The sequence below is a fragment of the Lutibacter profundi genome (assembly GCF_001543325.1).
GTDB lineage: Bacteria > Bacteroidota > Bacteroidia > Flavobacteriales > Flavobacteriaceae > Lutibacter > Lutibacter profundi.
On record NZ_CP013355.1, the window covers coordinates 834,384 to 855,350 of the forward strand.

The 20,967-nt window shown below is 29.2% G+C and carries 16 protein-coding genes and 1 CRISPR repeat array; of the genes, 9 read left to right on the forward strand and 7 right to left on the reverse strand.

What is annotated here, in order from left to right; all coding sequences use genetic code 11:
• The first annotated feature begins 4 nt into the window (after positions 1–4).
• The 3 genes from Lupro_RS03700 (at position 5) to Lupro_RS03710 (ending at position 1,551) form a co-directional block, all read left to right on the forward strand.
• Positions 5–595, forward strand: a complete 591-nt coding sequence (locus Lupro_RS03700) for a coiled-coil domain-containing protein (RefSeq protein ID WP_068206388.1) — start codon at positions 5–7, stop codon at positions 593–595.
• 48 nt (positions 596–643) lie between these two features.
• Positions 644–1,270 (forward strand): Crp/Fnr family transcriptional regulator, encoded by a 627-nt coding sequence (locus Lupro_RS03705; RefSeq protein WP_068206389.1) that lies wholly within the window; start codon positions 644–646, stop codon positions 1,268–1,270.
• Positions 1,271–1,347: 77 nt separating this feature from the next.
• Entirely contained in the window at positions 1,348–1,551 is a 204-nt protein-coding gene (locus Lupro_RS03710) for a YgaP family membrane protein (RefSeq protein WP_068206391.1), read from the forward strand.
• Positions 1,552–1,790: 239 nt separating this feature from the next.
• Here the strand turns inward: Lupro_RS03710 and Lupro_RS03715 are convergent, their stop codons facing one another.
• The gene (locus Lupro_RS03715) at positions 1,791–2,201 is read right to left on the reverse strand and encodes a 6-pyruvoyl trahydropterin synthase family protein (RefSeq protein WP_068206393.1); all 411 of its coding nucleotides are present in this window, start codon (positions 2,199–2,201) and stop codon (positions 1,791–1,793) included.
• Between the two features lie 2 nt (positions 2,202–2,203).
• Entirely contained in the window at positions 2,204–2,722 is a 519-nt protein-coding gene (gene idi, locus Lupro_RS03720; RefSeq protein ID WP_068206395.1) for an isopentenyl-diphosphate Delta-isomerase, read from the reverse strand.
• 133 nt (positions 2,723–2,855) lie between these two features.
• On the opposite strand from idi, the gene Lupro_RS03725 reads away from it, so the two are divergent.
• A complete protein-coding gene (locus Lupro_RS03725) occupies positions 2,856–4,445 on the forward strand; it encodes a peptide chain release factor 3 (protein ID WP_068206397.1) in 1,590 nt (529 codons plus the stop codon).
• Position 4,446: 1 nt separating this feature from the next.
• Here Lupro_RS03725 and Lupro_RS03730 read toward each other — a convergent pair whose 3' ends face one another.
• Together Lupro_RS03730 and Lupro_RS03735 are read right to left on the reverse strand one after the other, a co-directional pair.
• Positions 4,447–5,808 carry a pyridoxal-phosphate dependent enzyme gene (locus tag Lupro_RS03730; protein WP_068206399.1) on the reverse strand — a complete coding sequence of 454 codons (1,362 nt, stop codon included), beginning with the start codon at positions 5,806–5,808 and terminating at the stop codon, positions 4,447–4,449.
• Between the two features lie 90 nt (positions 5,809–5,898).
• Positions 5,899–7,137 (reverse strand): ABC transporter permease, encoded by a 1,239-nt coding sequence (locus Lupro_RS03735; protein WP_068206401.1) that lies wholly within the window; start codon positions 7,135–7,137, stop codon positions 5,899–5,901.
• A gap of 7 nt (positions 7,138–7,144) precedes the next feature.
• Here Lupro_RS03735 and Lupro_RS03740 point away from each other — a divergent pair, with 7 nt between their 5' ends.
• The 3 genes from Lupro_RS03740 (at position 7,145) to cas2 (ending at position 9,749) form a co-directional block, all read left to right on the forward strand.
• Positions 7,145–8,386, forward strand: a complete 1,242-nt coding sequence (locus Lupro_RS03740) for an exo-beta-N-acetylmuramidase NamZ family protein (RefSeq protein WP_068206402.1) — start codon at positions 7,145–7,147, stop codon at positions 8,384–8,386.
• A 158-nt stretch (positions 8,387–8,544) separates the two neighbouring features.
• A complete protein-coding gene (gene cas1 / locus Lupro_RS03745) occupies positions 8,545–9,429 on the forward strand; it encodes a type II CRISPR-associated endonuclease Cas1 (RefSeq protein ID WP_068206404.1) in 885 nt (294 codons plus the stop codon).
• Complete coding sequence (gene cas2 / locus Lupro_RS03750; RefSeq protein WP_068206406.1) at positions 9,420–9,749, forward strand: CRISPR-associated endonuclease Cas2; 330 nt, start codon at positions 9,420–9,422, stop codon at positions 9,747–9,749. Before cas1 ends, cas2 begins: the two co-directional genes overlap by 10 nt.
• 105 nt (positions 9,750–9,854) lie before the next feature.
• Positions 9,855–11,139: direct repeats of the CRISPR family, unit length 37 nt; unit sequence AATATCGTTTTCTCTAATCTTTAATCAAACCACAACA.
• Positions 11,140–12,822: 1,683 nt separating this feature from the next.
• Here the strand turns inward: cas2 and Lupro_RS03755 are convergent.
• The 3 genes from Lupro_RS03755 to Lupro_RS03765 form a co-directional block, all read right to left on the reverse strand.
• On the reverse strand, positions 12,823–13,140 hold the full coding sequence (locus Lupro_RS03755) for a GIY-YIG nuclease family protein (protein WP_068206407.1): 318 nt from the start codon (positions 13,138–13,140) through the stop codon (positions 12,823–12,825).
• A gap of 62 nt (positions 13,141–13,202) precedes the next feature.
• Entirely contained in the window at positions 13,203–16,589 is a 3,387-nt protein-coding gene (gene cas9, locus Lupro_RS03760; RefSeq protein WP_068206408.1) for a type II CRISPR RNA-guided endonuclease Cas9, read from the reverse strand.
• Positions 16,590–16,965: 376 nt separating this feature from the next.
• Positions 16,966–17,463 (reverse strand): YkgJ family cysteine cluster protein, encoded by a 498-nt coding sequence (locus Lupro_RS03765; protein ID WP_068206410.1) that lies wholly within the window; start codon positions 17,461–17,463, stop codon positions 16,966–16,968.
• A 76-nt stretch (positions 17,464–17,539) separates the two neighbouring features.
• Here Lupro_RS03765 and Lupro_RS03770 point away from each other — a divergent pair, with 76 nt between their 5' ends.
• The gene (locus Lupro_RS03770; protein ID WP_068206411.1) at positions 17,540–19,063 is read left to right on the forward strand and encodes a serine hydrolase; all 1,524 of its coding nucleotides are present in this window, start codon (positions 17,540–17,542) and stop codon (positions 19,061–19,063) included.
• A 54-nt stretch (positions 19,064–19,117) separates the two neighbouring features.
• Positions 19,118–20,893: an arginine--tRNA ligase gene (gene argS / locus Lupro_RS03775; RefSeq protein ID WP_068206413.1), complete on the forward strand. Its 1,776-nt coding sequence runs from the start codon at positions 19,118–19,120 to the stop codon at positions 20,891–20,893.
• Positions 20,894–20,967: the final 74 nt, after the last annotated feature.

Genomic DNA, 20,967 nt, shown 5'->3' on the forward strand with positions numbered 1-20,967 from the left:
TTTTATGAAAACCAAAATTCTTATATTAATAGTTGTTGTTTTTTCTTCTACAGCATTGTTTAGTCAAACAACCAAAAAGTTTATAGATACAGGTTCTGTAAAAAATCAGTTTGATTATTTAATAAATAAATCATATAAATATAAAGACTATAAAAGCGTAAAAATAAGTTGGTTACACAAATTAAAAGCAAATGTTGCTGATTCAATTTCTACTTTAAAAAAAGAAATAAGAAGTACTAATGCAACCATAAATTCTCAAAACAAGAAAATTGATAGTTTAAAACTCGCTATAAATTCTTCCAAAGAAACAGTTGATAACCTCAATACTAAAATTGACAGTATTTCTATTATTGGTATACAATTTAATAAAGGGACCTTTAAAACCATTGTATTTTCATTCATTGGCATACTTGTTATTTTACTCTTATTTTTTATTACTAGATTTAAACAAAGTAATACTATAACTAAACAAACAAAACAAACACTTAAAGAATTAGATGAAGAGTTTGAAACTCATAGAAAAATAGCTTTGGAACGAGAGCAAAAAGTTAGACGCCAATTACAAGATGAATTAAATAAACAAAAAAAAGAGTAACTTCTTATAAAATTTTATAATAAATTCGCTTATATATTTTTATTATAAATGGATATAAATGAGTTAATTAAATTTGAACTTTCTTTTTTAGGGAGTTCATTGTTAGATGATATTGTGGCTTCTTCTTCTCTATTAAATTTTGAGAAAGATACAGAATTGTTACGCGAAGGGCAGTTTGTAAAAGTAATTCCCATTGTACTTACCGGTTTAATAAAAGTATTTTCACGCTATGAAGATAAAGAATTGCTATTGTATTACATAAAACCATCTGAAAGTTGTGTAATGTCATTTTCAGCAAGTTTAAAAAATACACCAAGTTTGGTTTTTGCTATTACTGAAGAAGATACAACTGTATTGCTACTACCCGCGTCAAAAATTAATGGATGGGTAAAAAAATTCCCTAACTTTAATCAATTATTTTTTGAGCAATACAATGTTCGATACCACGAATTATTAAAAACTATAAATCATCTTTTGTTTGATAAATTAGATGTTAGATTATATAACTATCTCATTGAAAAAAGAGACATCACTAAAAAAAATCCAATTACAATCTCACATCGGCAAATTGCGAACGAATTGGGTACTGCAAGAGAAGTTATAAGCAGACTTCTAAAAAAATTAGAAGGTGAAAATAAAGTGCAACAATTACCAAGTCAAATTAAAATTTTATAATTGGTGACCGTAGTCACTGCATAATTTATACCTTTAAAGTAATTTTACTTATATTTATTAATTAAAACTTATACAAAATGAAAAAAAACATGGGATCTATCGACAAAATTATTAGAGTATTAGTAGCTGTTGTTATTGCTGTTTTATACTGGCAAGGAATTATTAGCGGTACACTTGCAATTGTACTTTTAGTTTTAGGTATTGTATTTTTATTAACTAGCCTAATAAACTTTTGCCCATTGTACACCATTTTTGGTATAAATACTTCTAAAAAAGAATAACTTTAATTGAATTTAGAGTGAAATTATAAACAGCGCAATTTTACATGAATTTGTGATGGAGTAAATTTAAAAAATGTAAATGTGTGAAATTCAAGTTGAGAGCTAAATTTTAACTTTCAAAATAATTTTCGGAGATATTACTTTACTTGTCTTCAGTAGGTAAGGCTTATCGAAGCACAATTCTCTTTGATTTCGACTACGCTCCTTTAGAATTGTATTTAAATATCCTATAAAATTATCTACGCTCCGCAATAGGTTACAAAATTGCGTGGTGTTTCATACAACGTAATAGAAAGTTCTAGTTCTTTTGCAATTTTACTGCGTAATATATTCCAAATAACCACAACAATATTTTCGGCTGTAGGGTTTAACGTTTTAAATTCTATAACCTCTTCATTTAAGTTTTTATGATCAAATTTTTCTTCAATTTCGGTTTCAATTAAATTTTTTAACACCTTCATATCCATTACAAAACCAGTATCAGGGTGTATTTCTCCCTTTACTGAAACTATTAACTCATAATTATGCCCGTGATAATTTGGGTTAGCGCATTTTCCAAATACAGTTGCATTACGTGCATCAGACCAATCTGCATTGTACAACCTGTGTGCAGCATTAAAATGTGCTTTTCTATTTACCGTAACTTTCATAACTATTGTTTTATAAAATCGTAAAAATAATTAAAAATAATTTTAAACCATGCTGTATAAATAATAGGGTTTAGAGTAATGTCATTTTTAACATCTTCAATATCCATCCATTTATACGCTTCAACCTCTTCCCTATTTATAATGGGGTTTTCATTGTAAAATCCTACCATAATGTGGTCTAATTCATGTTCCGTTAAGCCGTTATCAAACGGAGCTTTGTAAATAAATGATGTTTTTTCTTCCAACGCACAAACAAAACCCATTTCTTCATGCAAACGTCTTTTCCCAGCAGCTAAATTACTTTCTCCATCTCGTTGATGGCTACAACACGTATTGGTCCACAATAAAGGGGAATGGTATTTATCTGCAGCTCGTTGTTGTAGCAATAATTCATTTTTATCATTAAAAACAAATACTGAAAAGGCTCTGTGTAATACCGCCTTTTCATGCGCTTCCATTTTTGGCATTAAACCAATCTGCTCATCTTTTTCGTTGACTAAAATAACTTGCTCTTCTTTCATTTTTATTGAATTGGTACAAATTTACAAAAATGAAATTGTATAATTTACTATTGAAAAATTAAATAAATTTTGAACTTTTAATCTTTTCAACTTTCAAACTTTTAAACCTATCTTTGCACCTCAATTTTGATAAATGAGTTTTTTAGAAGAAATACAACGCAGACGAACTTTTGGAATTATATCGCATCCCGATGCTGGTAAAACAACCTTAACTGAAAAATTATTATTATTTGGTGGTGCTATACAAGAAGCTGGTGCAGTAAAAAATAATAAAATAAAAAAAGGAGCTACCTCTGATTTTATGGAAATTGAGCGCCAACGTGGTATTTCTGTTGCTACTTCTGTTTTAGCATTTAATTATAAAGGCAAGAAAATCAATATTTTAGACACTCCTGGCCATAAAGATTTTGCCGAAGATACTTTTAGAACGTTAACTGCTGTTGATAGTGTTATTGTTGTAATAGACGTTGCAAAAGGTGTTGAAGAGCAAACTAAAAAATTGGTAGAAGTTTGTAGAATGCGTAGAATTCCTATAATTGTTTTTATTAATAAATTAGACCGTGAAGGTAAAGACGCTTTTGATTTATTGGATGAAGTGGAGCAAAAATTAGGATTAAGGGTTACACCACTAAGTTTCCCAATTGGAATGGGTTACGACTTTAAAGGAATTTATAATATTTACGAGAAAAAAATTAATATACTTTCAGATAATCACAAACAAACTGTTTCTGAAGGAGTTGAATTTACAGATATATCTGTACCTGAACTAGATGAAATTATTGGAGAAAATGCAGCAAACATACTAAGAGAAGAGTTAGAATTGATTACCGAAGTTTACCCTAAATTTAACAAGGATGCATATTTAAATGGTGATTTACAACCTGTATTTTTTGGCTCTGCACTAAATAATTTTGGAGTTAAAGAATTGTTAGATTGTTTTATTGAAATTGCACCATCACCACAGCCAAAAAAATCTGAAGAGCGTTTGGTTGATTCTAAAGAAGAAAAGTTAACCGGATTTGTATTTAAAATACATGCCAATATGGATCCTAATCACAGAAACCGTTTGGCATTTGTAAAAATTGTTTCTGGCACTTTTAAACGTAACGCTCCTTATTTACACGTACGCTTAAACAAAAAAATGAAATTTTCTAGTCCGAATGCTTTTTTTGCAGAAAAAAAACAAATTGTAGATGAATCGTTTCCAGGTGATATTGTCGGACTTCAAGATACTGGGAATTTTAAAATTGGAGATACTTTAACAGAAGGAGAACTATTAAATTTTAAAGGGATTCCTAACTTTTCTCCAGAACATTTTAGATATGTTAACAATGCTGACCCCTTAAAATCTAAACAATTACACAAAGGCTTAGATCAATTGATGGATGAAGGTGTTGCACAATTATTTACTCTAGATTTAAACGGAAGAAAAATAATTGGTACTGTTGGAGCTTTACAATATGAAGTAATTCAATACAGACTTGAACATGAATATGGTGCAAAATGTAGCTATGAAAACTTACCAGTTCACAAAGCTTGCTGGGTAGAACCTGAAGATGTTAAAAGTGATGAGTTTAAAGAATTTAAACGCGTTAAACAGCGTTATTTGGCAAAAGACAAACAAGGACAATTGGTGTTTTTGGCAGATTCTGCATTTACCATTCAAATGACACAAAGTAAATACCCAACTGTTAAATTGCACTTTACCAGTGAATTTAAATAATTTATTGAATTGCGCTAATTACATCGTGCTTTGTAATAATGTGAAATTTATCATTCTCTAAATCAACCAATACTGCACTATTTTTTCTGTTGATTAATTTAGAAATTTTATCAATTGAAGTTGTACTTTTTACAACAGGAAAAGGGGTACTCATAACTTCTTTAATAGGTTTATTGGCAATATTTTTATCGTCAAAATACAAACTAAACAATTCACTTTCATCAACCGAACCAACAAATCCTTGAATATCAGTAACAGGAATTTGAGATATGTTATTAACTCGCATACGCTCAATTGCATGAGAAACTAACTCTTCAGTTTTAACCGTAATTAATGGAATCTCAATTCTATCTTTAATTAAATCTATTGCTACTAACTTTTCTTCATCTAAAAAACCTCTTTCACGCATCCAATCATCATTAAACATTTTCCCTACATAACGGCTTCCATGGTCATGAAATAATACAACCACCACATCCTCTTTTTTAAAATGTTTTTTTAATTGCAACAACCCTTTTACAGCAGACCCGGCAGAGTTACCAACAAAAATACCTTCTTCTTTAGCTATTTTTCGTGTATAAACAGCTGCATCCTTATCTGTTACTTTGGTAAAACCATCAATTACACTAAAATTTACATTTTTAGGTAAAATATCTTCTCCTATACCTTCAGTAATATATGGGTAAATTTCATTTTCATCAAAAATACCTGTTTCATGGTATTTTTTAAATACTGAGCCATACGTATCTATTCCCCAAATTTTAATAGCAGGATTTTTTTCTTTTAAATACTTCCCAATTCCAGATATGGTTCCTCCAGTTCCAACTCCTACTACAAAATGTGTAATTTTACCTTCGGTTTGTTCCCATATTTCAGGGCCAGTTTGTTCATAATGTGCCAAGGAATTTGACGGATTATCATATTGGTTTACATACCAAGAATTTGGTGTTTCAGTTGCCAATCGCTTAGAAACAGAATAATAAGATCGAGGATCATCTGGCTCAACATTTGTTGGACAAACAATAACCTCGGCTCCTACTGCACGAAGAATATCCATTTTCTCTTTAGATTGCTTATCGCTAATTACACAAATTAATTTGTAACCTTTAATAATAGCTACCAATGCTAAACCCATACCTGTATTGCCTGAAGTGCCTTCAATAATAGTATACCCAGGCTTTAACAAACCTTGAGATTCTGCATCATCAATCATTTTTACCGCCATTCTATCCTTTGCTGAATTTCCTGGGTTAAAAGTCTCAACTTTTGCCAATACCAATGCCTCTATTTCTTCAACTATTTTATTTAATTTTACTAAAGGCGTATTTCCTATAGTTCCAAGTATATTTTTAACGTATTCCATTTTTCTAATTTAGAGTTGCAAATGTACAATGTTTTTATAAAGATATATTATGAAGATGTTTGTTAATTTAAACGATATTATAATTTTATATCATTCAAATTTTATAGTTTTTACAGGACTTATTTTTGAAATTATTATCGATGGAATTATCAACATTAAAAAACACAGTAAAAGTGTACCTAAATTTAATACTATTAAATAATTAATATTTAAATATATAGGAACCGTATTTACGTAATAGGTTTCAGGATTTAAAGAAATAAATTTACCGTATTTTTGAGCAAATAACAATAGTAATCCCAATAAGTTACCCCAAAACAAACCTCTCAAAATTAAATAACCTGCATTGTATAAAAAAACTTTACGAATACTAACATTTGTACTTCCTAGTGCTTTTAAAATCCCAACCATTTGTGTACGTTCTAAAATTAAGACCAACAATGCAGTTATCATATTAATACCTGCTACTAAAATCATAATAGCAATAATTAAATAAATATTGGTATCAAATAAGTTAATCCATTCAAAAATAGCTGGATACTTTTCAATAATACTTTGGCTGTTCAAGGTTGAACCTGTTTGCTGATAAACCTCTTGGCTTTTGTTTTTAATTTCGTTAAAATTAGTTATAAACACCTCAAAACCACCAACCTCATCATTTTTCCACCTATTCATTTTTTGTATATGCTGAATATCGGCCATTACAAAATTCTCATCAAAATCTTGAAATCCTGAATCGTAAATCCCTATTGCTTTTACCACACGAATCCAAGGTGCTTTTGAAGGGTCTTCTTTTACAAAAAGGATATTAAACTCATCTCCTAATTTAATTCCCAATCTATTAGAAATTTCTCTAGATATAAGTACGTTGTTTGAAACTGTTGCCGTATTATAGCTTGGTAAAATTCCTTCAACCAAATAGTCTTTAAAAAATGTCCAATCATAATCTCCTGAAACACCTTTAAAAACAATCCCTTCAAAGTCTGTTTCAGTTCTTATAATACCCGCTTTTGTAGCGAAAACTTGAACCTTACTAATTCCTTTTACACTGGTGAATTTAGGATAAAAATCTTGTTTTTTAGAAACTGGAATTAAGGTGATTTCAGAATTATTATTATCAAAATTTGTAATTTGAATATGACCATTAAACCCAGATAATTTTTCACGTATCTTTTGCTGTAATCCTAAACCTGTAGCCATAGAAATCATCATAATAATAATTCCTATTGCAATAGCAATAATTGCAATTTTTATTATAGGTGAAGATATGCTACTTTTGTATTGTTTTGCAGCAATAATACGTTTTGCAATAAATAATTCGTAATTCAATACACTTATGATTTCTTATCAGTTCAAAAATACATATTTCTTATTGGTTTCTCTATTTTTTTTTAGTTTGATTTCTTGCAATCCATCTAAAAATTCAAAATTCAAAATTACAACCTTACCAAAAAGTGAAACTTCTTCAACTTTACAAATAAGTACCGGAGCCGACCAAACTAAATTGTATTTAAAATTATTAAAAAATAAAACGATTGCTGTAACTACTAATCAAACATCTGTAATTCATAAAAATAATGGTAACTACACACATTTAGTTGATAGCTTATTAAGTTTAAACATTCATGTTAAAACCGTATTTTCTCCTGAACACGGTTTTAGAGGTAAAGCAGATGCGGGTGAAAAAGTAACTGATGGGATTGATGCCAAAACAGGATTACCAATTATTTCGTTATATGGGAAAAACAGAAAACCTTCAAAAGAACAATTAAATGGTATTGATGTGGTAGTGTTTGATATTCAAGATGTTGGCGTTCGTTTTTACACCTATATTTCTACGCTTCACTATGTAATGGAAGCTTGTGCAGAATTAAATATCCCTGTAATTATTTTTGATAGACCAAACCCAAATGGTTATTATATTGACGGGCCAACTTTAGAAACTGAATACAAAAGTTTTGTTGGTATGCACCCAGTACCTATTGTTTATGGAATGACTATTGGAGAATATGCACAAATGATTAATGGTGAAAAATGGATGGAAAATGGTATACAATGCAATTTAACAGTGGTAGCTTTAAAAAATTATACACACGCAAGTAACTATAGCCTTCCTATAAAACCTTCTCCTAATTTACCTAATGATAAATCTATTAACTTATATCCAAGTCTTTGCCTTTTTGAAGGAACCAATGTAAGTGTTGGAAGAGGAACTGAAAAGCAATTTCAAATTTTTGGTTCTCCTTTTATGAAAAATAAAGATTTTACGTATTGTTTTACACCTCAACCCAATTTTGGAGCAAAACATCCTAAACATGAAAATGTTGAGTGCTGTGGTTTAGATTTAAGTACAACTAAACCTCTAGATAAAATTAATATCTCTTACTTAGTTGAAGCCTATACTTCAACACTTGATAAAAGTACGTTTTTTAATACATTTTTTGTAAAATTAGCCGGTACAAATAAATTACAACAACAAGTAGAAAGTGGTGTTTCAGCTAAAGAAATTCACCAATCATGGCAACCTAAAATTGAAGTATTTAAAAAAGTGCGAGAAAAGTATTTGTTGTATGAGTAAATAATTAATATGTTAGTGTATATTACTTAGAACAGTTATTAGAAGCTTTTAGTTTTTAAAGCAAATTCGTTATTAATAAAAAATTACCCATTTAAATTTTAGCATTCGTATTCATAATATTTTAATTAAATTTATAGTATTCATAAAATTTAATTGCTATGTTAAAACGAACCCTTTTTTTTGGTAATAAAGCAACATTAACTACCAAATTAGAACAGCTTGTTATTAAAACCAAAGACCGTGAGCTAACTGTTCCTATTGAAGATATTGGATTTATTGTTCTAGAACATCATGAAATTTACATTTCAATACCAACATTAACAAAATTATCGGCTAACAATGTAGCCGTAATTTTTTGTGATGCGAAGCATATGCCCTCAAGTATGCTTTTAAATTTAGACAACCATTACATTCAGCAAGAATTATTTAAAAACCAAATAAACGCATCACTTCCATTAAAAAAACAACTTTGGCAACAAACCATAAAGTCCAAAATTAAAAATCAAGCCTATTTGCTAGAACAATTAAACAAACCATCTAAAGTTTTACACTATTTTGAATCTAAAGTATTGAGTGGAGATACTGAAAATATGGAAGGTGTTGCTGCAGCTCATTATTGGAAGCACTTGTTTAATTTTAAATTTAAAAGAGAACGTTACGGTGCATATCCAAACTTATTTTTAAATTATGGATACATTATTTTAAGAGCTGCAGTAGCAAGAGCCTTAGCTGGTAGCGGATTATTAAGTACTCTTGGGATACATCATCATAATAAATACAATGCATTTTGCCTAGCCGATGATATTATGGAACCTTTTAGACCTTTAGTTGATGCAAAAGTTATTGCTATTCTTAAAAATTATAATGAAGAAGAATTAACAACACCTATAAAAGCTGAACTTTTAAATGTATTGACTGAAACTGTATATTTTGAAGATACTAAAAGTCCGTTAATGGTTGCTTTATCTAAAACCTGTACTTCACTTCAACAATGCTATACAGGAAAAATAAAAAAAATTAACTATCCTAGTTTATGGAATTAAACGCTTACAGAATTATGTGGTTATTTGTATTTTTTGACTTACCTACTGAAACAAAAAAAGACAGAAGAAATGCACAACAATTTAGAAAAAATTTACTAAAAGATGGTTTTACTATGATGCAATATTCTGTTTATAATAGGCATTGTGCCAGTAGTGAAAGTGCTGATGTACACGAGAAAAGAATTCACATGTTGCTTCCACCTCTAGGCAAAGTTAGTATTCTTAGGATAACCGATAAACAATTTGGTAATATTTTAAATTTTTGGGGGAAGTTTGAAGTTCCAAAAGAACCACAACCGCAGCAATTAGAATTATTTTAAAACCAAAAAATGCTCCAATATTGCCTTAAAAGTACAATAAAGGAGCATTTTAAATTACGATATTTTCAATTAATCTTTTGAGTACCAGAAGCTAACAGCGCAACTAATATCGTTTTCTCTAATCTTTAATCAAACCACAACATATAATTTAAATAATTCTTTTGTAATATAATATCGTTTTCTCTAATCTTTAATCAAACCACAACTCATATAGTCCTTCGCATAAAGTTTCTGCTAATATCGTTTTCTCTAATCTTTAATCAAACCACAACATTAAGCCAATCGCATATTGTTTTTGGTTAATATCGTTTTCTCTAATCTTTAATCAAACCACAACATTGTTCTAATAATGACTTAGTTAGTTTAAAATATCGTTTTCTCTAATCTTTAATCAAACCACAACAAGATTACCCTAGTTATGTAGGTGCTAGAAAATATCGTTTTCTCTAATCTTTAATCAAACCACAACTAATTGCTGAATATCTTTTTTACTCGCTAAATATCGTTTTCTCTAATCTTTAATCAAACCACAACACTGCTGTGGTGTAGCAGCAATAACAGGATAATATCGTTTTCTCTAATCTTTAATCAAACCACAACACGTAAATAATCTATTTCTTTTTTTGCAAAAATATCGTTTTCTCTAATCTTTAATCAAACCACAACAACTGTAATATTTACGGTTATGTTACCTAAAATATCGTTTTCTCTAATCTTTAATCAAACCACAACGAACTCTTTAAACTCTTTAAGAAATTTTTTAATATCGTTTTCTCTAATCTTTAATCAAACCACAACAGTTTGAAAACATTACTACAACATCCGATAATATCGTTTTCTCTAATCTTTAATCAAACCACAACAAATTGATATAACAACAGGAAAAACAAAATAATATCGTTTTCTCTAATCTTTAATCAAACCACAACTTGATAAACGAGGGTAGTCTTTAACCATATAATATCGTTTTCTCTAATCTTTAATCAAACCACAACTTATGCTTGAGTCTTTACGAGCCACCAAGGAATATCGTTTTCTCTAATCTTTAATCAAACCACAACACGATGGAATAGGGGCTATTCATTTACAAGAATATCGTTTTCTCTAATCTTTAATCAAACCACAACATTTACCTCTATATATCCTTCACTTTTTGAATATCGTTTTCTCTAATCTTTAATCAAACCACAACAATCTCATCTTTCCATTTTTCTAAAGTTTAATATCGTTTTCTCTAATCTTTAATCAAACCACAACATTAGCATCCTTAATTACTACACAACCTGAAATATCGTTTTCTCTAATCTTTAATCAAACCACAACATAGGCTGCCCATATTGCCGTTGCGAAATCAATATCGTTTTCTCTAATCTTTAATCAAACCACAACAAAACCTCGCTTTGCTCGGTTTTGTTATAGATTAATTATTTAAAAGAGTTTTAATTTGTCATTCCGACAAAGGAGGAATCCCATTAAAACTTAGCATTATGTGATACCTCGCCTACTCGGTATGACAAAACAAACCCAAAAGCTCTATATTTTTACTTACATATTAAACCATAAAAATTAATTTAAACAGATTACAATACCTCAACTACTTGGCTAACAAAATAAACTGTTAAAATAACCAACCTTTTATATTGTCATTCCGACAAAGGAGGAATCGCATTAAAACTTAGCATTATGTGATACCTCGCCTACTCGGTATGACAGAAGAAGCTATAAACTCCTTTTTTTACTCCACATATCAAACATGAAATTAATTTAAATAAATTACAATACCTCAACTATTTGGCTAACAAAATAAACTGTTAAAATAACCAACCTTTTATATTGTCATTCCGACAAAGGAGAAATCTCATTAAAACATTTAATTTATATCAATGAACTTAAAACTTGTCATTCCGACAAAGGAGGAATCCCATTAAAACTTAGCATTTTGTGATACCTCGCCTACTCGGTATGACAAAACAAACCCAAAAGCTCTTTACTTTTACTCACATATTAAACCATAAAAATTAATTTAAACAGAATACAATACCTCAACTATTTGACTAACAAAATAAACTGTTAAAATAACCAACCTTTTATATTGTCATTCCGACAAAGGAGGAATCCCATTAAAACTTAGTATTATGTGATACCTCGCCTACTCGGTATGACAGAAGAAGCTATAAACTCCTTTTTTTACTCCACATATCAAACATGAAATTAATTTAAATAAATTACAATACCTCAACTATTTGGCTAACAAAATAAACTGTTAAAATAACCAACCTTTTATATTGTCATTCCGACAAAGGAGAAATCTCATTAAAACATTTAATTTATATCAATGAACTTAAAACTTGTCATTCCGACAAAGGAGGAATCCCATTAAAACTTAGCATTATGTGATACCTCGCCTACTCGGTATGACAGAAGAAGCTATAAACTCCTTTTTTTACTCCACATATCGAACATAAAATTAATATAAATTGAATACAATACCTCAACTACTTGGCTAACAAAATAAACTATTGAAATAACCAACCTTTTATATTGTCATTCCGACAAAGGAGGAATCCCATTAAAACTTAGCATTATGTAATACCTCGCCTACTCGGTATGACAAAACAAACCCAAAAGTTCTTTACTTTTACTTTCAAATAAACCATAAAAATTAATATAAATTGAATACAATACCTCAACTACTTGGCTAACAAAATAAACTATTGAAATAACCAACCTTTTATATTGTCATTCCAACAAAGGAGAAATCGCATTAAAACTTAGCATTATGTGATACCTTGCCTACTCGGTATGACAAAACAAACCCAAAAGCTATTTACTTTTACTCACATATTAAACCTTAAAAATTAATTTAAATAGATTACAATACCTCAACTACTTGGCTAACAAAATAAACTATTGAAATAACCAACCTTTTATATTGTCATTCCAACAAAGGAGGAATCCCATTAAAACTTAGCATTATGTGATACCTCGCCTACTCGGTATCACAGACAAAACATTTGAATAACAACCCAATATTTCAAAGAACTTATTACTTCTAATTTTACAATTTCAATTCTTATTCAAAAAGATAATTTAATGACTTAAACGTTGGATTAAACGCTCTAATCAAATTTAACTTTTTTTCTCTACGCCATCCTTTCAATTCCTTTTCACGTGCAATGGCTTGCTGCACCCAACCAAATTTCTGATAATATACCAAATATTTTAAATTGTATTTGGCAGCAAACGTTTTTTTAGTACTTTCTGTATTTTTAATATGCTCTTGTAAGCGTCTATTCAAATTATTGGTTACACCTATATAAAAGGTAGTACGGTATGTGTTTGTAATAATGTACACATAAAAAGAATAAATGCCTTCTGTAAATTCTATCATTTGTATTTAATTATAATAGTATGCGATTCCTCCTTTGTCGGAATGACACGTTTTATTGAAAATTATACTTTTTCTATTTTACCAGAAACTGAAACTTTAATTTTTATTGGGTTAAATGTTTTCCAGCCTGTTTTACCCTCTCCAAAACCTTTAATGTACTGATATGCTTTTCCTAATTCACCATTTAAATTACTCTCAATATGCTTCCTAAAATAATAATCTCCAGAAGTAAATTTCTGAACTCTATATAAATGCTCTTTCAACAAAGTAAACTTGGGATGTTCCCAATTAATTTCATCGTCTTTTAAACCCAACAAAAACATATCATTTATTTGTAAAGTAGTAACTATTTCTTTTCCATTTTCGGGTAATTGAAAAACAGCTTGCTTCTGTTTTTTACGCTCAACTGCTGTCCAAAATGTTACTACTTTCTCTTTCAAGTTATCATCAAAATCTTTATAAATTAACACATGATGATTACTGCGAGGATTTACATGTTGGTTCACTGTACTTTTTAACTGTTCAGCTCCTCCAATATTTTCTCTTAGCCTTATCTTTTTAATTGGCACAGGATTTCCATTTTTATTTGGTAGAAAAATTTGAGGCTGTTTATTTCCATTTTCATCTGTATTATAAAATGTACCCTCTGGTATTTTTCCTTTTACAAAACCACCTAATTTATTAACTTGTTTTAAAATAAGTAATCGAATAGTTTCATCTACTACCTTATTAATATGTTTATGCGTAGACAAACTTTCAATTGGTTTACGCACATGATATGCTTCTATACCATCTGGTGCAGTTCTTTTTCCAAACACAGTTTCTTTATGTAGCTGCCCTCTTGCAGCTACTCCTATATTTTTATAGACAACACCATTTTTCTTTGTTTTGTGTGTTCTTACTGTTAAAATAGTGTTCAATTTTTTATGAGATACTAATATCTGTTCTACAGATTTTTCTGCATCTTGCCTAAAAAATTGCCAAGGCATTGGAAAATCTTTAAATTCATAATCTTTTTGATACCTATTTCTTTTACTTAATTCTTGTAAATGACTTCTTGTAGAACACGCCATAACCAAAGCGTCTATAGCATGATGCCGATGGTCATCTCTTGTTTTAGTATCATCATCTTTATTTAAAATAGTGTTTAAACCCCACTTATGCCGCAATGTTGCGGTCATTTGTCCTGGTGCTACTTGCACATTATTACAGATTTTAGATAAATAATTTTTTGCTTCTTTACTTATATAACGAGTATCGTTTAATTGACGACTTATAAAATCTTCGTCATGTTTTTTCTTTACAAACTGTTTAAACTTTTGATAAGCATTTGGATAATTAGGTTTATTTTTAAAACAACTTAAGGCTTGTATTTTTATTTCTTCCCATTTTTGTTCTCCTTGTTCACTATAAAACTCATAAGGAGTTTTATTTCCTTTAGCTCTATTTTCGTCAGCAAAACAAAGTGTTTTGTTCATAAAGCTATCATTTAAAGATCTGCTCCAAGGGAAAATATGTTCTATTTGAACTTCTCCACTAAAAAGCTCATTCACTTCAATATTTTTACCAGTAAACGGACATCTTTTATCACATTCTTCCCATAGTTTGTATTTTAAAATGGTGATATGGTTTATTCGCTGCCCTAGATTTTCTAATTCTATTTTAATTCTATCATTTTCTTTTTCTAATCTTAGTTGCTCTCTTCTTGTATCATAACGTTTAGACTTTGAAGCCTTCAAATCTCGTGCTAGTTCTACCTTTATTTCATCAAATTTTCCGTACGTATCAATAATTTCATTTACTAATTTTCTAATTTCAAATAGAGCGGTAATTACAACAGGGTTTTTAATACTTTGTATTTCTTTATCTGCTTCCGAATTTATAGGCAATTTTTTTAATAATTCAGTAGTCTCAATAGCGCTACTATGGTGATATAATTTTAATAATTGTTTATCTGAAACATCAAACTCATATTTAAGCATTTGTTTTAGCGGCTCAATATAACCCCCTTTAAAATTAGACCGTACAACACTTGGAACATTATCTAAAATAAATTGTTCATTCTCTATCCATTTATCAGCTAGTGCATTTTTAACACCTCCAAGTCCTACAGCAACATCATACATAAAACCTAGCTTTAGAAAAGGTAAAATATTATGAATTGCTTTTCTACTCAAATTAGAATAGCCTTCTTTTAAATTAAATTTTGAAATTTTAACAGCTTTCTCTTCATTAAATCCCCAATACTTTATTGCGTATTGTTTTAACTTATCTCTATCGTCAAAAAATGATAACACATGCCAAATATCTTCCTGTTCTTTATCTGAAAAATCAAACCATTTTTTACCGAAGAATTTCTTGTTAGATAAATTACTAATGGTATAAGAGCCAACTATTTTATCGTCATTTTTATAATTAAACTGATAATAACCATCCGATTTATTAATAACTTTTCTAATTTCTTTAAAACTAACTTTTTCTTTAGATAGTAATAATTCAACCATTTTCCCTCTATCTTCACTAGTAACTTTTTCATTACAATCTACTGTATTTACCCATTGATAAATTCTAAATAACTCAAATGGAATGGTGTTAATTTGACATTTTGTTTTTTTAGGTTCAAAAGAACAATAGCCTACTAAATGCTTTTGTGAACGTAATGGCCTTTGATGAAATAAAATACCATCTTCCTTATAACCATCTTTTTTACGCCCTCCCAAAACAGTTTTTAATTCATTTGAAAGTTCTGAATAAAATTGTTTTTGATATTCCCAAATAGTTTCAAACTCGTAAATATACATTTGTCTTGTTGTATATCTATTTCTAATGCGTTCTTTATGTCCAGAATAAGGTTTATTTTGTTTTGGGTATATAGTATGTAAATAAGAGCCAAGAGTTTTAGTGTTTTTAATGCTCTCTAGTGTTTCTGAAATACCAATTTTACCTGTTTTGGTATCTCCTTTAAAAATCACACTTTTTTCAATATTATCTACTCCTGCACTCCTACTGTTACTTTGAAAGCCTCTACGTTGAATAAAATGATAGAATATTCTACCTAATTCTTCTAAAGAAATTTTTTCTTGGATTGCTTTTGAACGCAACTCATAGGGATTTAATTTAAACCATTCCTGTAATTGTTTATTTTTAAAAATTTGCGCTTCATTCCACTCTTTAACTAAAGTGTAGTTAATTGGGCAAAGCCCTTTTTTAGCAAGTTCTCGTAACAAGTAGCGTTTGCGTAGACGTCTTCTAAAAAACTGTCGTCTCGTTCCTCTAGCATCAGTTCTACTAGCGTTTTTTGAAGTTTCCCTACCTTCACCTTCACCAATATTTACAACACCTTCTGGGAAAATTCTACTTCCCATTCCAAGTATTTTTTCCTTTTTTTCATCAACCACAGCCCATCCAATAGAGTTGGTACCTAAATCTAATCCTAAAATTTTGGTCATATTATTTTTGTGTTAGCAATTTTTTAAACAGAACTCTAAATTTAAACATTTTTAGAATAAGAAACCTTTTTATTAAATATTTAGAATGAATAAAAATTAAGGGCAAAAAATAAATGCTATCAAATTATTTGCTATATTTGAGTTGTGAAAAAATTATTCTAATCTTTAATCTTATCACAATAAGGCTATATGCCGTAGATGTTAAAATCTTGAGTCCTGCGTACTTTCCGTAGGACTTACTTTTTATATACTGTTTTAACAGGCAAAAATTACTATTATAAAATACTTTAATAACATAAAAATTTACACCGGTGTATTTTTAATTTTCTAAGGTGTTTTTTAACAACTTCTAAGGTGTTTATTTAGAAGAGTTAAACTACAACGGCAACTTCAGTTTTAATGCTTCAATAATATTGTATGTTGCTGGACAAATTTCAATGTTTTTTAACGTTAAATCTGTAATTTGAATAAACTTTTTACGATTTGTATGTGGATATTCTCTACAAGCCTTTGGCCTAACATCATAAATAGAACAAGTATTATCACTCAAATCTAAAAAAGTACAAGGTGCCGTTTTTAACACATAAAAATCATCACCATCTCTCTCTAAATACTGTGAAATAAAATTCACAACCTTCATTTTAAAATGCTTTGATATACGCTGAATATCCTTTTCTGTAAAAATTGGACTCGAAGTTTTACAACAGTTTCCACATGCTAAACAGTCTGTTTTATTAAACTCTTTATCATGTAAATCTTGCATTATCAAATCTAAACGCTTTGGTGTTCGTTTTTTTAATTTAGCAAAATACTTTTTGTTTTCTATGTGTTTTTCTTTTGCTAATTCAGGTAGTTCTTTTAAAAAATTATCCATAGCGCAAATATAAGTAAGTTCCAAATGTAAATACTATTATAATTATTATTAAATTAGCTACTTAAAAAACTTTTTTATGAAGTTATTAAAATTATCACTTCTGTTACTTTTTTTAGTAACTCCTGTTTTTTCACAAACAACTGAACAACTTAAACATTTAGATTCTTATTTTCAAAAAACATTAAAAGAATGGCATATTCCTGGAATGGCAATAGCTATTGTAAATGCAGATTCTATAGTATTTAGTAAAGGATATGGCTATGCCAACATTGAAAAAAAACTAAAAGTTGATGGTAACACTTTGTTTGCTGTTGCATCTAACACAAAAGCTTTTACAGCTTCTTCATTGGCTAAGTTGGTTGAAGATGGGAAATTAAAATGGACAGATAAGGTTATAGATTATATTCCTTATTTTAAAATGTACAATGCTTATGTTACCAATCATTTTACAATTGAAGACTTATTATCTCACCACAGTGGTTTAGCAACATTTAGTGGTGATTTATTATGGTATGGAACTTCAAAAACACCACAAGAAATTATTACAGCTCAACAATATTTAAAACCAATCTCCGAATTTAGAACTGCATATGGCTATTCTAACATTGCTTTTTTAACAGCTGGAGAAATTTTAGCTAAACTTTCAGGTAAATCGTGGCAAAATTATGTAACTGAAAATTTTATTAATCCCTTAGGAATGAGTAGAACTTTAACGTCAACTTCTCAACTAAAACACACCAATAATATTGCAACTCCCTATTATTATAAAAACGGGAAAAACATTGAATTAAAATGGGTGAATTGGGATAATATTGCTCCTGCAGGAGCAATTATTTCTTCGGTAAATGATTTTTCAAAATGGATACAACTCAATATTAATAAAGGAACAATAGCTTCTAAAAAATACTTTTCAAAAAAGAGTTTAAATCGTTTAACTACTCCGCATACTAATTTTAATGTAAATCGTAATGATGAAAAAATTCATTTTAAATCCTACGGGCTAGGTTGGGGATTGCAAGATTATGAAGGCTATAAAATTGTATCACACGGTGGTGGTTACGATGGTATGATTTCTAAATCGTTTTTTATTCCTGAGAAAAAAATAGGAGTTGTAATTTTAACAAATTCATTAAACTGGGCTACAAGTGCTTTAACCAATAAAATATTAGACGTTCTTTTAACGGGTAAAACCAACAAAAAAGATTGGTCTGCATTATACTTATCTTATAAAACTAGGAGAGATAGCATTACCAAAAATAAGCAACTTAAAGATAGTGCATTGAGAGGGAAATTAAATTCAAAACATTTAGCTTTTGAAAATTATACAGGGACTTACAAAGATAAAATGTACGGAACGGTAACCATTAGCTTAAAAAATAAGCAATTGTATTTTACCATGGATAAAACATCTATTTTTTATGGTAATTTAAACCATTGGAATGGTAATATTTTTACCTTTAATTTTAATAAAAATTTATCATCCCTACCAGAAGGAAAACTGTGGTTTGATATTGATAAAAATGGAAAAGTAGCCATACTGCATATTGATGTTCCTAATCCTGATTTTGATTTTACAGAATTTGAATTTATAAAACAGTAAAAACAATATTGAATTTACTACTTTTGCACTTCAAAATATTTGAGCACAAAAAATATGCAACACATTTTAGAAACAGCTGTTAAAAAAGGATTTGAAGAAATTTATGGGGTAGCTATAGAGTCCGTTGAATTTCAAGCTACTAAAAAAGATTTTGAAGGAGATATAACCATTGTTATTTTTGCATTTTTACGTTTTATTAAAGGAAATCCTGTTGAAATAGGCACTAAATTAGGCGAATACTTAAAAGAAAATGTAAAAGAAATATCAGGTTTTAATGTGGTAAAAGGTTTTTTAAACCTCGTAATTACAGATGCATACTTTCTTTCAAATTTTAATACAATTTATAAAACTTCCAATTTTGGTTTTGTTTTACCAAAAGCAACTGAAAAATCCGTTATGGTTGAGTATTCTTCACCAAATACTAACAAACCATTACATTTAGGGCATATTCGAAATAATTTATTAGGCTATTCGGTTGCTGAAATAATAAAAGCATCAGGAAAAAAAGTATATAAAACACAAATTATAAACGATCGAGGAATTCATATTTGCAAAAGTATGCTGGCTTGGCAACGTTTTGGAAATGGTGAAACTCCTGAAAGTACTGGACTAAAAGGAGACAAATTAGTTGGAAACTATTATGTTGCTTTTGACAAAGCATATAAAGAAGAAATCAATCAGTTAATTTCTGAAGGTAAAACAGAAGCAGAAGCTAAAAAACAAGCTCCAATTTTAATTGAAGCTCAACAAATGCTTCGCAAATGGGAAGCAGGTGATACCGAAGTTGTTTCACTTTGGAAAAAAATGAATCAATGGGTATATGATGGCTTTGCAATTACGTATAAAGAATTGGGTGTAAACTTCGATAAAAATTATTACGAAAGTAACACCTACTTATTAGGAAAAAATGTAGTTGCTGATGGATTAGAAAAAGGTGTTTTTTATAAAAAAGAAGATGGTTCAGTTTGGATAGATTTAACAGAAGAAGGCTTAGATGAAAAAATTGTACTAAGAGCTGACGGAACTGCAGTTTATATGACGCAAGATATTGGTACTGCTATAGAACGTTTTAAAGATTACGATTTAGATGAATTGGTTTATACCGTTGGTAACGAACAAGATTACCATTTTAAAGTGCTTTTTTTAATACTTAATAAATTAGGTTTTGACTGGGCAAAAAACTGCTATCACTTATCTTATGGTATGGTTGATTTACCAAGTGGTAAAATGAAATCTCGTGAAGGTACCGTAGTTGATGCCGATGATTTAATGCTAGAAATGACCAATACTGCTAAAAATATTTCTCAAGAGTTAGGAAAATTAGAAGGTTATTCAGAAGAAGAAAAATCTAAACTTTACAAAACCATTGGTTTAGGTGCTTTAAAGTATTATATTTTAAAAGTTGACCCTAAAAAACGTATTTTATTTAACCCTGAAGAATCTGTTGATTTTGCAGGTAATACAGGGCCTTTTATTCAATATACCTATGCCCGAATTCAATCTATTTTAAGAAAAGCTACTTTTAATTACAATGCTACGTTAAATGAAGTAGAAGTTTCTTTACACCCAAAAGAACGTTCATTAATTAAACAATTATTATTATTTCCCGAAATAATTCAACTAGCTGCTAAAAACCATAGTCCGGCTTTAATTGCTAATTACACTTATGATTTAGTGAAGGAATACAACTCTTTTTACCAAAGTGTTCCTATTTTAGGTTGCGAAAATAAAAATGAGAAAATACTTAGAACACAACTTTCGTCCAAAGTTGCAACAGTTATAAAATCTGCTTTCAAATTACTAGGAATCAATGTTCCTGAAAGAATGTAAACGTTTTCGTTTAAAAATTAAAAAGAAGGACGTTAAAAATAAATAATTATTAAATTTGTTACTTGAATAAGCTT